General features: G+C 68.4%; 12 protein-coding genes and 1 pseudogene. 9 read left to right on the top strand and 4 right to left on the bottom strand.

What is annotated here, in order from left to right; genetic code table 11:
- Window positions 1-117: 117 nt before the first annotated feature.
- Complete coding sequence (locus ABIB25_RS09140) at window positions 118-1,524, top strand: IS1380 family transposase (RefSeq protein WP_354528120.1); 1,407 nt, start codon at window positions 118-120, stop codon at window positions 1,522-1,524.
- A gap of 183 nt (window positions 1,525-1,707) precedes the next feature.
- On the opposite strand, the gene ABIB25_RS09145 is transcribed toward ABIB25_RS09140, so the two are convergent.
- The 4 genes and pseudogenes from ABIB25_RS09145 to ABIB25_RS09160 all read right to left on the bottom strand — a co-directional run bounded on the left by ABIB25_RS09145 (window position 1,708) and on the right by ABIB25_RS09160 (window position 4,360).
- Window positions 1,708-1,878, bottom strand: a complete 171-nt coding sequence (locus ABIB25_RS09145) for an NfeD C-terminal domain-containing protein (protein WP_354528121.1) — start codon at window positions 1,876-1,878, stop codon at window positions 1,708-1,710.
- 179 nt (window positions 1,879-2,057) lie between these two features.
- Window positions 2,058-3,574: pseudogene (locus ABIB25_RS09150) on the bottom strand (MFS transporter).
- The gene (locus ABIB25_RS09155; protein WP_354528122.1) at window positions 3,571-4,005 is read right to left on the bottom strand and encodes a hypothetical protein; all 435 of its coding nucleotides are present in this window, start codon (window positions 4,003-4,005) and stop codon (window positions 3,571-3,573) included. The pseudogene ABIB25_RS09150 and the gene ABIB25_RS09155 overlap by 4 nt, the downstream one beginning before the upstream one ends.
- A complete protein-coding gene (locus ABIB25_RS09160; protein WP_354528123.1) occupies window positions 3,998-4,360 on the bottom strand; it encodes a hypothetical protein in 363 nt (120 codons plus the stop codon). The genes ABIB25_RS09155 and ABIB25_RS09160 overlap by 8 nt, the downstream gene beginning before the upstream one ends.
- 156 nt (window positions 4,361-4,516) lie before the next feature.
- Between ABIB25_RS09160 and ABIB25_RS09165 the strand changes: the two genes are divergently transcribed.
- The 8 genes from ABIB25_RS09165 (at window position 4,517) to ABIB25_RS09200 (ending at window position 15,400) form a co-directional block, all read left to right on the top strand.
- The gene (locus ABIB25_RS09165; RefSeq protein WP_354528124.1) at window positions 4,517-6,559 is read left to right on the top strand and encodes a hypothetical protein; all 2,043 of its coding nucleotides are present in this window, start codon (window positions 4,517-4,519) and stop codon (window positions 6,557-6,559) included.
- Between the two features lie 219 nt (window positions 6,560-6,778).
- The gene (gene sucC / locus ABIB25_RS09170) at window positions 6,779-7,960 is read left to right on the top strand and encodes an ADP-forming succinate--CoA ligase subunit beta (protein ID WP_354528125.1); all 1,182 of its coding nucleotides are present in this window, start codon (window positions 6,779-6,781) and stop codon (window positions 7,958-7,960) included.
- A gap of 18 nt (window positions 7,961-7,978) precedes the next feature.
- Complete coding sequence (sucD, locus tag ABIB25_RS09175; protein ID WP_354528126.1) at window positions 7,979-8,860, top strand: succinate--CoA ligase subunit alpha; 882 nt, start codon at window positions 7,979-7,981, stop codon at window positions 8,858-8,860.
- A 314-nt stretch (window positions 8,861-9,174) separates the two neighbouring features.
- Complete coding sequence (locus ABIB25_RS09180; RefSeq protein ID WP_354528127.1) at window positions 9,175-10,305, top strand: DUF5336 domain-containing protein; 1,131 nt, start codon at window positions 9,175-9,177, stop codon at window positions 10,303-10,305.
- A gap of 297 nt (window positions 10,306-10,602) precedes the next feature.
- A complete protein-coding gene (locus ABIB25_RS09185; protein ID WP_354528128.1) occupies window positions 10,603-12,393 on the top strand; it encodes a cell division protein PerM in 1,791 nt (596 codons plus the stop codon).
- A 153-nt stretch (window positions 12,394-12,546) separates the two neighbouring features.
- Window positions 12,547-13,185, top strand: a complete 639-nt coding sequence (purN, locus tag ABIB25_RS09190) for a phosphoribosylglycinamide formyltransferase (protein ID WP_354528252.1) — start codon at window positions 12,547-12,549, stop codon at window positions 13,183-13,185.
- Window positions 13,182-14,780, top strand: coding sequence for a bifunctional phosphoribosylaminoimidazolecarboxamide formyltransferase/IMP cyclohydrolase (purH, locus tag ABIB25_RS09195; protein WP_354528129.1), 1,599 nt, complete (start codon window positions 13,182-13,184; stop codon window positions 14,778-14,780). Before purN ends, purH begins: the two co-directional genes overlap by 4 nt.
- Window positions 14,780-15,400, top strand: coding sequence for a pentapeptide repeat-containing protein (locus tag ABIB25_RS09200; protein ID WP_354528130.1), 621 nt, complete (start codon window positions 14,780-14,782; stop codon window positions 15,398-15,400). The genes purH and ABIB25_RS09200 overlap by 1 nt, the downstream gene beginning before the upstream one ends.
- Window position 15,401: the final 1 nt, after the last annotated feature.

A 15,401-nucleotide genomic window follows, 5' to 3' on the forward strand; every position in this document is an offset into this window, starting at 1 on the left:
CTCGATCAGTGGACCCGACAGGTTCCTGACCGGCGTGGAAACTGAAGAAAGTGCCCTTGAGCTGCGATAATCGGTTTGCTGAGGACCAGATTGGCGCGGATCGGAAGGACACTTTCAGTGAGATTGTTGCACGCCTGGAAACCAGATGCAGCGACGTTCGACGACGAGAATCTGGTGTCGGCCGCGGGACTCGTCCCGGTGCTGGCGCTGGCCGAACAGACCCAGCTGCCGGACCTGGTTGATGCGCAGGTCCGGTTCGACTCCGAACGGATCGCCTCGGCCGCGGCGAACCCCGTCGGGAAGATCATGTCGATCATTGCCGGGATGCTGACCGGCGCCGACTCCATCGCCGATCTGCAGATCATCCGCTCCGGCGGCTCGCAAAAAATGTTCGGCGCGGTCTACGCACCCTCGACCTTGGGGATGTTCCTGCGGGAATTCACCCACGGACACACCCGGCAACTCGCCGCGGTCCTGGCCCGGCACCTGCTGGCCCTGACCCGGCGGACCGGGGTGCTGGCCGGCATCGAGGTGCAGGCGTTCATCGACATCGACTCGCTGCTACGACCGGTCTACGGACACGCCAAACAGGGCGCCAGCTTCGGGCACACCAAGATCGCCAACCGGCAGGTGCTGCGCAAAGGACTCTCACCGCTGGTCACCACCATCTCCACCGCGATCGCCGCGCCGGTGATCGCCGGAGTCAGGTTGCGGGCCGGGAAAGCCGGATCCGGGCGCGGCGCCGCCTCCATGGTCACCGAAGCGATCAACCTGGCCGTCGCCGCCGGCGCCACCACCGCCAACCTGCTGATCCGCGGTGATTCGGCCTACGGCTACAGCGATGTCATCGCCGCCGTCCTACGGGCCGGCGCCAAATTCTCGTTCGTGCTCACCAAAAACCGAGCAGTCAACCGGGCCATCGGCGCCATCCCAGCCGACGCGTGGACGCCGGTCCGGTATCCCGGCGCCGTCATCGACCCCGACACCGGGCAGTGGATCTCAGACGCCGAAGTCGCCGAAATCAACTACACCATGCTGGCCGGCACCGGCAAGGCCATCACCGCCCGACTGATCGTCCGCCGCGTCAAAGACCGCAACCACCTGGACGAACTGTTCCCCGTCTGGCGCTACCACCCCTTCTTCACCAACAGCACCGAAACGGTGACCGCCGCCGACATCACCCACCGCCAACACGCCATCATCGAATCGGTGTTCGCCGATTTGATCGACGGCCCCTGGGCCCACCAGCCCTCCGGCCACTTTCCAGCAAACTGCGCCTGGACCATCCTGGGCGCCCTCGCCCACAACCTGCTCCGCGCCGCCGGCACCATCATCGACCCCGCCCACGCCGTCGCCCGCGGCGCGACCCTACGCCGCCGGGTGGTCAACGTCCCCGCCCGGATCGCCCGACCCCAAGGCCGCCGCATCCTCCACCTACCCACCCACCACCCCCACCAACATCAGTGGAAACAGCTATGGGACAACGTGTTCAACCCGCCGCACCAACAATTGACCGCAGCCTGAAACCACCCCACCCGGCCGAGAACGCCGCCACAGGAACCGCAATGGACATGCTGGAGCAGACCAGCCCATCAAGCGCGCCCGACACAAAACCCGGCACTCAAACCACCGCCCCACCCCGGAGCAAGATCATCATCCAAGCAGGTCCACTGATCGAGGCTAAATCCTTTCGAGGATTTGAGGGATTCAGGGGTTGACGGCGACGACTATCGCCGTTCTGGCCGAGGCCATGTCGACGACGAGAACCTGGGTGTTCTTCTCGATCGGCCGATCGGAGAGTGCGGCAAAGGCTTCGGAGCCTCCACGCACGGACACCAGGATTTCGCCCAGTCCTCGTACGGGTATCGGCACTGTCACTCTGCCGATCTTCCCGACGGGACTGTGGAGATCGCCGGACGGCGTATTGCCGGATCCCCCACTCACCTGCGGCGATTCTCCTCTGTCGAACAAAAGGCGCTTGGCCTGTTGATGAACGTACGCCGACGCCGCACGTTGTCCAGAGGGCCGGGGGGAGAAACTGTGTCTGGTGGATCACGTCACCGCGCGGGGGTCTCCACCTCGACGTCGGCGACCACCGGTGGGACCTGGACGCCGTCGAGCTTCCGTGCCGGGTGGGCGGTCTCGTACTCGGCCTGCTCCCCTGCCACCACGTGGATCCCGGCCTTGATCACCGGTACGAACACAGCGACCAGAGCGGCGAGGGCGGAGGTGACGACCAGGATGGTGAACCCGTTGGTGTAGCCGGCCTCGACGGGCAGACCGTCCGGGCGGGCGTGCAGGGTGACGACGCCCGCGAAGACGGCGCTGCCCAGCGCGCCGCCGACCGTGCGGATGTTGGCGTTCATACCGCTGGCCACGCCGGTCTGCGATTGCGGGACGGCGTCCACGATGAGGTTCGACAGCGCCGCGAAGGCAAGACCGAAAGCCAGTCCCAGCACGGTGGTCTCGACGAGCACCTGCCACACGTGCTCGTGCGCGAGCACCATCCCCAGCGTGCCCAGCGAGGTGAACCCGGCGCCCACCACGAGGACGACCTTGGAACCGAAACGCGCGGCGAGGCGACCCGAGCACAGCCCGGCGAGGAAGGTGGCGACGGTCTGCGGAAGCAGTAGCAACCCCGACTCGGTGACGGATGCCCCGAAGCCGTAACCCGTGATGCCGTCAGGAGTCTGGAGGAATTGCGGCACGAAGGCGAACATCGCGTACATCCCCATGCCGAAGAGCAGGGCCACCAGGTTGACGGTCCAGACGGTGGGGATGCGCATCATCCTCATGTCGATCAACGGGCTGTCGCTACGCATCTCGGCCACGATCCACACCGGCAGCGCCACGGCGGTGGCGACGAACAGACCGATCGTGATCGGTGAGGTCCAGCCCCAGCTGTGCCCCTGGCTGACGGCGAGCAGCAACGTGACCAGCCAGGTGGACAGCAGCAGCGCACTGGTGATGTTGATGCGCCCGGGCGATCGCTCTGGGGACTCGGGGACGAACAGCGCGGCCGCCAACGCGGCGAGCAGCGTCAGGATCATCGGCAGCCAGAACAGCCAGTGGTAGCCGAGGGCGGTGACGTCGGGCCGGCCAGCACCAGCCCGATGCCGCCGCCGACGGCGAGCAGGGCGGCCGACGCGCCGACCGCGCCGGCGACCTTGTCCCGGGGGAACTCGTCACGGATGATCCCGAAGGTCAGCGGGAGGACACCGCCGCCGATGCCCTGGATCGCCCGCGCGGCGATGAGCACGCCGATGCTCGGCGCGACGGCGGCGAGCAGGGATCCGATCGCCAGCGCGAACAGCGCCACGACCAACATCCGCTCCTTGCCGACCTTGTCGCCGATCCGGCCGATGATCGGGGTGAAGACGGAGGCGGACAGCAGGTAGGCGGTGAGCACCCAGGTGACGGTGGACTGGTCGGTGTGCAGCGCGGCCTCGATGGTCGGCAGCACCGGATTGACCATGGATTGCAACAACGAGAACGAGGCGACACCGGCGCACAGCACCACGAACGTCACCCGGTAGTCGGTGCGGCGGTCGGTGCGTCCTATGGGCGACTTCATGTGTCGGCGTCCGGCCGGCTGTACCAGAGCCACATCAGGCCGAGAATCGGTAGCAGCAGCGGGAAGTAGCCGTAGCCACTGCCGAATCGCGACCAGACCGTGTCGTGCGGGAAGGCCGCCCGATCGATCAGGGATGCGGTACCGACCACCAGTACGCCGACCAGTTCGGTCCCGCACGCGCCCCAGGCCAGACGTCGGGACCACGGGCGTTCGCTCGTCAGCCCGACGGCTGCGCCGATGTAGACGACGCCGGAGAACAGGGAGAGGACGTACGCCAGCGGCGCCGTGTGGAAGGTCGTCGCCACCTGGACGATCCCCCGCGCGGTCGCAGCGAGGGCGAAGATCAGGTAGAGCGCGATGAGGATGCGGCGTGGACCGGTGGGTGGCGGCTCGTCGGATCGGTCCGCGGCGGGCGACGGGGCTTCAGACACCGTCGGACCGCCAGATCTGCAGCAACCGCAGCGTCATCACGCCGACGACGACCGCCATCGCACCCAGGATGATCGAACCCCACCGGGTCCGCTCGATGCGCGCGAGGTAGAAGCCGACACCGAGAGGCAGCAGGATCCCGACCGCGTAGGCCACGAAGGTCACCGGTTCCAGGATGTGCGCCGCCCGCAGCCTGGCGATGCCGATCCCCGACTGCACGACCAGTCCGACCTCGAGCACGATGGCCGCGATCATCAGGGCGTCGTTGGTGGGCAGCCTGCGGTAGGCCTGGATCCCGGACCAGACGCCCAACGCCAGTCCGGCGCCGACCAGGCAGTAGGCCAGAACGTCGATCACGGCTGGCCCCCTCACGAGCAATGTGTCCAGCGGGTTCTGTTCCCGACGCGCAACCACCGACGGTAACCGATCAGAACCCCGGGCCGTTGCTACGGTCGTCGGTGTGAATGTTCCACAACCGGTCAATCCGTCCCCGGGCTCCGCTGCGGTGGCGGCGTGACGTCCGCAGCCGCCGTCGTGGTCCGGCCGCGGGCCAGCCGGTCGGCACTGGGATCGGCCGGTCTGCTGGTGGTCGGCGGCGTGATCGTCGCGATCGGCGGCCTGGTCGGGGTGGTGCACAGCTACGACGGCTCGCCGCGCGGGGTCGCCACCGGCGCGGCGTGGACGATACTGCTGCCCGCGATCGTCGCTCTCGTGCTGTCCGCCTGGCGGCCGGTGCTCGGGCTGGCCGTCTCGGCCGGTGCGGGTCTGATCGCCGTGACCAGGATCTTCGCCGACCTCTCCCTGACGACGGCGCCGAACTCGGCGATCCGTCCGGAGTTCTTCTACGAGGTGTCCGACCGGGCACAGCCGTTCACCGTCGCGGGCGGTGCGGCCGTCGTCCTCGTCGGCGACGTGTTGATGGTGCTGGCCGGGCTGTACGCGGCGCGGCGGCTGAGCAGTCGGCTGTCGTTTGCTCCGGACCGGATCTTCGACGCTGCGCCGGATCGGTCGGCGGACCTGGGATCCGGGCCCGGCCTGCTCGCGCAGGCACTGGAGTCTGCCGAGGCCGGTTCCCTGTCGGACGTCCGACCGGACGGCGCGCCCGGCGACGACAGCGCGCCGACCGGTCGGTCGCAACGCAACAACGCCTTGATCCTGGTCGGATTCCTGGGTGTGCTCGCGGTGCTGACTGCGTCGCTCGGCCTGCCGTACGGCGGCGGATACCTTGCGGCGCGCTATCTTCCGCCCGAACTGGACCTGTGGGGCATCGGCGCTGCGCTGGCCGGAGCGGTCGTCGCGACGATCGGCGTCCTGGCGGCCGCAGTGCTGCCCCGACAGATCGCCGTCGCCGTGCTCGGCGGAGTGGGCATCGGCGCGGCAGTGCCCTTCCTGACGGCGGTGGCGGTGCGGTCGGTGGGCTCACCGGTCACGCTCAATCCGACGGTCGGAGTCGGTCTGGCCGGCGCCGTCGTGATTGCCGTTGCCGGTCTGCTGGCCAGAGCCCGACTGGTGCAGGAGGACGACGACGAGCCCTCGGCGTCCTCCGTGCGGACCCTGAACCTGGTCGGCGCCGTCCTGACCCTGCTGGTCGCGGCCGCGGGCGCCGCGGCGTGGCGCCTGCCCCAGCTGCACTACAACGGCGGCGCGGATCCGCGGTTGGCCGACGGCTACCGGATCTCGGAGCCGTTGTCGCTGCCGTTCCTGATCGCCGGGCTCGTGCCCCTGGTCGCCGGGGTGCTCTGGCTGGTCCCGCCGTTGGCGCGCTCCGGTCGGGCGATCGCGTCGGTGGCCTGGCTGGCGATGCTGGTGGCACTCACCCGTTCCCTGGACGTGTTGGGGCAGGTCGTCGCCAGCGCCTCGGTGCCCAACGGAGTCTTCGCGCCGCCGACCTGGTCGGCCGGGCCCGGTCTGTGGTGGGGCCTGGCCGGGGTGCTGCTCGGTGTCGCCTCCCTCGCGGTGGCCATGGCGTCGGGTCGTCGGGCTGCGGACGCCTCCTCGCTGGTCGCGGAGGAGGACAGCCTGGACGGCTCCCGGTCGATGGGTGCTGCCGTTGCCTGGGCGCTGACCGTCCTGACCGTGATCGTGCTGGCGCTGCCCGTCTATCGCACGACGGCCGGCTCGTCCGCGACCCTGCTGGTCGGTTTCCAGGTGGACTCCTGGGGCGTGCTGGCGTTGGCCGGCGGCATGGTCGGAGCGGCCTGGGCCGGAGCCAGGGCGAAATGGGTCACGCAGGCGGTGGCCTTCCCGCTGGCCGCGGGCGCGGTGCTCGTCGTCAGGCTGGTGATCCCGGCGTCCGTACGAGCCCAGGACGGGTTCGACATCCAGCCCGGCCTGATCGCCGGCTACGTGCTGCTCGTCGCCTATCTGGCCGGCGCCGTCCTGCTCGGCCTCTCCAGTGGCCGGATCCGGATGGCCGACCCGGCGGCCGCGCTCACCTCGGCGGCCCGCACCGGGAACCCGAAGGTCGGCCGGACGGCGGCGGTGAAGCCTGCCCGACCGGTCGCCCAGCGGTCCGGTGCTGCGCCGCGGGCCAAGCCGGGCGCGAAGAAGCGCTGACCCGTCCCGAACGACCGCCGACACGGGGTGCGGCCCAGATCACCTCGTGGGAAAGCTCACCAGGGTTGATGTGACCCGCCAAAGGCCAGGCCAGTAGGGTCACGTGACGGTCCATGGCGCGCCCGGGTTGACACCGGTCCACGCCCCGGACCCCCAGCGCAACGATCGCCCACGACCGCACGATGTGGGTTTGACAAGTCGAGGATTTCGGGAGCTCACGTGGATCTGTACGAGTACCAGGCGAAGGAACTGTTCGCGAAGCACGGCGTCCCGGGCACGCTCGGAGAGACCGCCACCACCGTCGAAGAGGCCGTGGCGATCGCCGAGAAGTACGGCAAGGCCGTGATGGTGAAATCGCAGGTGAAGGTGGGCGGTCGAGGCAAGGCCGGCGGTGTCAAGTTCTCGCCTGACGTCGCTGCGGCGCGGAAGAACGCAGAGGCCATCCTGGGCCTGGACATCAAGGGTCACATTACCCGCACCATCCTGGTCACCGAGGCCGCGGACATCGCGGAGGAGTACTACGTCTCCTTCCTGCTCGATCGGTCCAACCGCACCTACCTGGCCATGGCCAGCAAGGACGGCGGCATGGAGATCGAGGAACTCGCGGTCGAGCGTCCGGAAGCGTTGGCGCGCATCGCGGTCGACGCGATCGTTGGCGTCGACGCCGCGAAGGCGCACGAGATCGCTGTGGCCGGGCGCTTTCCGGCCGAGGTCATCGACCAGGTCGAGAGCGTGCTGATCAAGTTGTGGGACGTCTTCGTCAAGGAGGACGCCACGCTGGTCGAGGTCAATCCGTTGGTGAAGACCCCGGAAGGCGTGGTGCTGGCGCTCGACGGCAAGGTCTCCCTCGATGACAACGCGTCCTTCCGTCACCCGGATCACGAGGCCTTCGTCGACAACGCAGCGGAGAACCCGCTCGAGGTCGCGGCCAAGAAGAAGAACCTCAACTACGTCAAGCTGGACGGGCAGGTCGGCATCATCGGCAACGGTGCCGGGCTCGTCATGTCCACGCTCGATGTCGTTGCCTACGCAGGCGAGAAGCATGGCGGCGTCAAGCCGGCCAACTTCCTCGACATCGGCGGTGGGGCAAGCGCTTCGGTGATGGCCAACGGCCTCGAGATCATCCTGGGGGACCCGGATGTGCGTGCTGTGTTCGTCAACGTCTTCGGTGGGATCACCGCCTGTGATGCCGTGGCCAATGGGATCGTCCAGGCATTGGAAATCCTTGGCGCAGAAGCCAACAAGCCGCTTGTCGTCCGTCTCGACGGCAACAACGTCGAAGAGGGCCGTCGCATCCTGGCCGAGCGGAACCACCCGTTGGTCACCTTGGCCGACACCATGGACGAAGGGGCCGACAAAGCAGCAGAACTCGCTTTCGCGGCTCTCGGCACCGAGAAGTAAGGGACGCAGGAAAATACTATGTCGATCTATCTGAATGCTGATTCCAAGGTCATCGTCCAGGGCATCACCGGTGGCGAGGGCACCAAGCACACCGCTCTGATGCTGAGGGCCGGCACCAAGGTCGTCGGTGGCGTCAATGCCCGCAAGGCCGGGACCACCGTCACCCACGGCGATGTCACCCTCCCCGTCTTCGGGACCGTCGTCGAGGCCGTCGAGAAGACCGGCGCGACGGTGTCGATTGTCTTCGTGCCGCCGCCCCACGCGAAGACCGCAGTCATCGAGGCCATCGACGCCGGGATCGAACTGCTCGTCGTCATCACCGAGGGCATCCCGGTGCAGGATTCGGCCGAGTTCTGGGCCTACGCGATCAGCAAGGGCAGCAAGACCCGCATCATCGGACCGAACTGCCCCGGCATCATCACCCCCGGTGAGTCGCTGGTCGGCATCACGCCGGCCAACATCACCAAGAAGGGCCCGGTCGGCCTGGTGTCGAAGTCGGGCACTCTGACCTACCAGATGATGTACGAGCTCAGGGATCTCGGGTTCTCCACCGCCATCGGCATCGGCGGCGACCCGGTCATCGGGACCACCCACATCGACGCCCTCGCGGCGTTCGAGGCGGACCCGGAGACCAAGGCGATCGTGATGATCGGTGAGATCGGCGGCGACGCCGAAGAGCGTGCCGCGGCCTTCATCTCCGGCAACGTCACCAAGCCGGTCATCGGTTACGTGGCTGGATTCACCGCGCCGGAGGGCAAGACCATGGGTCATGCCGGCGCCATCGTCTCCGGTTCCGCGGGCACGGCGCAGGCCAAGAAGGAAGCGCTCGAGGCCGTCGGCGTCAAGGTCGGCAAGACGCCCTCCGAGGCCGCCAGGCTGCTGCGCGAAGTACTCGCCTGACCTGCAAGGGCAGCCGTTGTAAACGGCGATCGCAGGACAAGAAAAGTTCGACCGCTCGGTCATGAGTAGGTCACAGACAGGCCGGGAACTCAGCTGAGATTCCCGGCCTGTCGACGTCTGGGAATGCTCATCACAGCAATTCGGACATTTATCCTTCGCTCGGCGAATGGTGGGGCGGGGTCTGGCGGAACGCCGGGATATTGGTTCCGGTCCTGGGATAGGTTCGGACGAGTAACGAGAAGGTGCGGTCGAAAAGCGGACGCATCCGCCCGGCAGGATGCCTCGGGCGATCGAGACGAATGAAGGTGGAGACGATGAGCAATCCATATGGCCCTCCTGCCGGTGGGCAGCAGGGGTCGGGTTCGTACCCGGGGCAGGGCCCCGCATGGGGACCGGGTCAGGGCGCCGGTCCCTACGGCGCCCCGCCGTCCTACGGCCAGCCCGCCGGAGGATCTACACCGGCCGGCCAGGGCTACGTGCCCGGCCCGGCGTTCGGTGGCGGTGGTCCCGGGCAGGGCGGACCCGGGCAGGGCGGACCCGGACAGGGCGGACCCGGACAGGGCGGAATGGGTGCGGGTTCGGACGGTCCCGGCCAGTGGGGCGGCCCGCCGCCGGCCGCTACCACGCCGAAGGCACCCAAGGCGCCCCGTCCCCCGGGCACCGGACCCGACCTGAACAGGATTCTTCCGCTGGTCTCCGGTGTGCTGGGCGTCATCGCCTTCATCGCAGGTTTCCTGCCGAGCTTGTCCGCCGGTGACGGCACTACCTCCGTCTCGGTGACAGTCTTCGGCGGCGGCCCGTCATACCTGCCGATCCTGCTGCTGGTCGTCGGACTGCTGGCCGTCGCGCCACTGATCCCGGGCGGCAAGAAGTTCACGCTGGTCACCGTGCTGCTCTCCGTGGCCGGCCTGTTGGGTGCAATCGGCGCCCTGGCCACCTCGAACATCTACGACCTCGCCAGCAGCGGCGCAACCACGTCCACCGGTTTCGGCCTGATCCTGCTGCTCATCGTGGCCGTACTGCTGGTCGCCAGCACCGGTTTCGGCTGGCTGACCGAGTCGGGCATCCTCAAGCCCGCGGCGCCGTCCGCCGGTCGGCCTTCGTCCGGACCGGCGTCGAGCCCGTACGGCAACCCGGGTCAGTCGTCGCAGCCGGCTCCGGTGCCATCGGCACCGGCTGCCCCGTCAGGTCAGGGTTCCTACGGCGGCTACCCGCCAGGTGGCTACCAGCCTCCGGCGGACAGCTACCAGCCGTACGGGCAGTCATCGGTGGAGCCGGCCACGTCCGGTCAACCGAACCCGTCGCCGGCCGCCCCCGCCACCGGGTCCACCCCGGCGGTGGATCCTCCTCTGTACGGCGGTTCCTACGGCCAGGGACCGAGCACCGGCCAGCACGGTCGCGACGACGGACCGCCGCCGGACGTGACCCAGCAGGTCCGCTTCTGATCCGTCACCGTTCCGGGGGCCACACGCTGGGTTGATGTGTCCACTGGCCCGCGAGTAGATCGTCTGGTCCATCGGTCACGGTCTGGTCACCGTTTCGACAGGGCAGGGAGTACGGCTGCGAGCCATTTGCAGCAGTACTCCCTGCCTTGTGGTGTATTCGGATTCGCTCCGTCATGAGAGTGATCGACCCGGATGCCGTGCTGGAAGTCCGCGCAATCACGGAAGACGTGGACGATCCGTGATCGGAGCGGCGTGGCAGACCCCGGGTGGCCTCCCTAACGTGTGAGGGTTGAACCCATGGTGCTCACCGACGCCCCCCGGAGCGGTGTGGAACGGGACTCGGACGACAGCCGGGCTGATTCCGCGCCGACGGTGGCGATCGGCGCTGGGCTGAAGGCCTTGTTCGCCGCTGCCTCCGGATTGCTGCTGACCTGTGGGCTGGGCGTCCTGATCTGGGCGGTCACACCGAGCTCGGGTGACGGGCCACTTCCATTGCTGCGGGCTGGTGTCTCGGCTTTCGCGGCCGCCAACGGGATGACGGTTTCGATCGGGCGGGCATCCTTGACCCTGCCGCCACTGATGCTCACGCTGGTCGCCATCGCCCTGTTGACCGCGGTGAGCGGCCGCGGCCGCTCCGTTGCGCGTGATCGCACCCAGGAGATCGTCTCCGTCCTGGCGGCCGCTGCTGTCTACGGTCTTGTCGTGACCGGAACGGCGGTCCTTCTGGGAACGAGGGGAGCGGTGCGGGCCGACCAGTGGTGGCGGCCGGCGCTCCTCGCCGTCGTGGTCATCGGCTGCACGGTCCTGGTGCGCGGTGAAGGCTGGCGCGACTACCTGCTCGATCACCTACCGGGCTGGGTGCCGGTGTCGGTCCGCCTCGGAGCGGTCGCCATGGCTGCAGTGCTCGGCGGCGGCGCCGTGACGCTGACCATCGGACTCGTCCGGTCGATGAGCGACGCGTCGACCGTGCAGTCGCTGGCCGCGCCCGGGGCTGCAGGTGGCTTCGGTCTGACGCTGCTCGGTATCGCCTACCTCCCCAACGCGGTCGTCGCCGGTGCCGGGTACGCCAGCGGCGTGGGGTTCACGATCGGCGACGGGAGCTACTCGCCGTTCGGCTCGACCCCGGTGGAACTACCCGCGGTCTCCCTGCTGACCGCTGCGCCCGACGGTCACGCATTCGTCAAGCCGACCCTGCTGCTCGTACTTTTCCCACTCTTCGCCGCCCTGCTGGTCGGCCGCGCCGCCGTACAGCGCCTCGAAAACCGAATCGATCGGCTCTTGGCGGTGGGCGGCGCCGCGCTGCTCGCCGGGTTCGTGCTGGCCATGATCGCCGCCGCGGCCTCCGGTGGGGTGGTCGGCGGGGAATGGTCGTCCTCCGGCGTGCCACCGCTGTTGTTCGGGGCGGTGGTGGCCGTGGTGGTGGGGGCCATCGGCGGCGGCGTGGCCGGCTTGGCCCGGGTCCGGCCGGTCGAGCATGGGATTGTGTCCGACCGGGAGGGCGGCGACGACACTGCCGAACCGGCTGTGGTGGCCGAGCCTGTCGCTGAGGCCGTCGCTGAAGCCGAGCCTGTCGCCGACGTTGAGCCCGTCGCTGAGGCCGAGCCCATCCGAGTGACGGGCGAGACGGACGAGACGGACGAGGCGGACGAGACGGACGAGACGGACGAGACGGACGAGACGGACGAGACGGACGTGGCGGACGTGGCGGCGGAAGAGGCCGATGCTGTTGCGGTGACCGCTGGTGACGAATCAGAGGCTGCGGACGAAGATGTGGCCGAGGTCGACGACGTGGTCGAGGTCGACGACGTGGCCGAGGTCGACGAAGTCGTGGAGGAATCCGCCGCTGTCGGGTTGGTGGAGGCCGACCGGGCCGACGTGGTGACACCTGCCGACGAGGTCGTGGACGAAGCGCCGGACAGCGCGCCGGAGGAGGTACCGACCGAGAATGCGGAGGCTGGCGTCGCGTCGACCATCCCCAGTCCTCGCGATGAAGACGTCCTCGCCGACGAGTTGGCCGCTGGCGACGACCCCGACGGCACCCTGGTGGCCGGGCTGACCCGCCGGACCCAACCGCGCCGCATCGGCTGACGCCACGCCGCGCCGCCCGTAGCGTCCTGCACAGCGATCGCTATAGCGATCGCTGTGCAGGACGCTCGAGGGCTTTCGCCGTAAGATCTACCCTTGCGGTGGCCGCCCCGCCGACGACGAGAAAGATTTCAGGTGCAATCCGAGACCGCCGCAGTGCAGAAGTCCCAACGATTCGAGGCGAATCCGGAGGGGCTCCGGGTGGTCGTCCTCATCTCGGGCGGGGGCTCCAATCTGGCCGCTCTGCTGGCCGCACCTCAGCCAGACCGGTACGGCGTGCAGATCGTGGCGGTCGGGGCCGATCGACACAGTGCGGCCGGCCTGCAGTACGCGCGTGAGGCGGACGTGCCGGTGTTCGTCGAACGGATCTCGGATCATCCCGATCGTGACTCCTGGGACCGCGTCCTGACCGACACCACCGCCGGCTTCCGTCCGGATCTCGTGGTATCAGCGGGTTTCCTCAAGCTGGTGGGCCCGCGCTTCCTGGCCCGGTTCCCCGGTCGATACATCAATACCCACAACGCTCTGCTCCCCGCGTTCCCCGGTATGCACGGGCCGGCCGACGCCTTGGCGTACGGCGTCAAGATCGCCGGTGCCACGCTCTTCGTCGTCGATGACGGTGTGGACACCGGGCCGATCCTGGCCCAGACCTCCGTGCCGGTGCTGGACGACGACACCGAGGACTCGCTCACCGAGCGCATCAAATACGCCGAGCGGGCACAGCTCGTCGAACAGGTAGCACTGATGGCCCAGTACGGCTGGACCATCACCGGCAGAAGGGTCACCACGAAGTGAGTCAGTCATCCCCGCAGGCAATCGCATCGTCGGACGGGCGTCGCCGGATCGGCCGCGCACTGCTGTCCGTGTCGGACAAGGACGGCCTGCTCGAGCTGGCCACCGCGTTGGCAGACGCCGGTGTCGCCCTGGTCTCGACGGGCGGATCGGCGAAGATGCTGGCCGATGTCGGGCTCCCGGTCAGCAGGGTCGAGGAAGTCACCGGCTTCCCGGAGTGTCTGGACGGGCGCGTCAAGACCCTGCACCCGAAAATCCATGGCGGGCTGCTCGCCGACACCCGCAAGCAGAGCCATCTGGATCAGTTGGAGGATCTCGGGATCGAGACCTTCGACCTGGTCGTCGTGAATCTCTATCCCTTCAGGCGGACTGTCGCCGCAGGATCGCCCGTCGACGACTGCATCGAGCAGATCGACATCGGCGGACCGGCGATGATCCGCGCGTCCGCGAAGAACCATCCCAGCGTGACCACGGTGGTGGAACCCGCCGACTACCCGGCCGTGATCGCCGCGCTGCAGGATGGGGGCTTCACCCTGAAGCATCGACAGACTTTTGCTGCCAAGGCTTTTGCCCACACCGCGTCCTACGACGTCGCGGTCGCGTCCTGGATGAATGCCGTGGTCGCGCCGGACGAGGACGGCTGGCCCCGCTGGACCGGCTCGACCTGGGAGCGTCAGTCGGTGCTGCGCTACGGCGAGAACCCGCACCAGAAGGCGGCTCTCTACCGGCACTGGCGGCAGGGCCTGGCCGGGGCGCAGCAGCTGCACGGTAAGGAGATGAGCTACAACAACTACGTCGACGTGGACGCGGCATGGCGTGCGGCGAAAGACTTCTCCGACCCGGCGGTGGCGATCATCAAGCACGCCAACCCCTGTGGCATCGCCGTGGTGTCCGGTGGATCCGACGAGCAGATCGCGGAGGCTCACGTCAAAGCCCTTGCCTGTGATCCGGTGTCGGCGTTCGGCGGCGTCATCGCGGTCAACCGTCGGGTGACCCTCACGATGGCAGAGCAGGTGGCCGAAGTGTTCACCGAGGTGCTGCTCGCGCCTGGGTTCGACGAGGCAGCGCTCGAGGTGCTGACCCGCAAGAAGAACATCCGCCTGCTGGTGATGCCGGCGGAGGTCGAGATCGATCCCGTCGAGTTCCGCGGGATCTCCGGCGGCATCCTGGCCCAGACCAGGGATGAGGTCGACGCGCCCGGCGACGATCCGAGCACCTGGACGCTGGCGGCCGGGCCCGCGGTGGACGCCGCCACTCTGGCGGACCTCGACTTCGCTTGGCGCTCCTGCCGTGCGGTCAAGTCCAACGCCATCCTGCTGGCCGCCGGCGGAGCGTCCGTCGGCATCGGGATGGGGCAGGTCAACCGGGTCGACTCCTGTCGGCTCGCCGTCGAACGGGCCGGAGATCGCGCCGCCGGTTCGGTTGCCGCCTCCGACGCCTACTTCCCGTTCGCGGACGGACCCCAGATCCTCTTCGACGCCGGGGTCAAGGCCATCGTCCAGCCGGGCGGCTCCATGCGGGATCCCGAAACCGTCGCCGCGGCCGAGAAGGCCGGCGTCACGATGTACTTCACCGGTACGCGGCACTTCTTCCACTGATGGTCCTGACGCTGACCGAGAGTTCCTACATCGGTGAGGATTTCGTCGAGGTCGACCTCGCCGACCAGGAGCTGGACGGAATCGAGTTCGTCGACTGCGACTTCTCCGGAGCCGTGCTGTCCGGGTGCAGGACCGCGCGGACGAGTTTCACCCGCTGCCGGTTCGTCGGGGCCGAGATGTACTCGACCACTCATCAGGGCAGCTCGTTCATCGGCTGCACCTTCGAGAACACGTCGTGGATGAACGCAGTGCTCACCGACTGCCGGCTGTTCGGAACCACTTTCACGTCGTGTCGACTGATGGGGATCCGCCTGGTCGACTGCGATCTCACACTGGCCACGTTCGCCGGCGAGAAGCTGGCCGGGGCCGACCTTTCCGGTCTCCGCATGCGCGAGATCAACTTGACCGGCAGCAATCTCTCCGGATGCGACCTGCGGCGGGCGGATCTGTCCGGCGCCCGCACGGCCCGGGCCGACCTGCAGGGGGCCGACCTGCGCGGAGCGATCATCGAGGCCGGCACCTGGGTGTCGGCCAAGCTCGCCGGCGCGCGGATCGACGTCGACCAGGCGGTGCTCTTCGCGGCGGCGCATGGCCTGACGTTGGGTCGCGACGAGGATTGAT

The sequence above is a fragment of the Nakamurella sp. UYEF19 genome, assembly GCF_040546275.1.
Taxonomy (GTDB): Bacteria; Actinomycetota; Actinomycetes; order Mycobacteriales; family Nakamurellaceae; genus Nakamurella.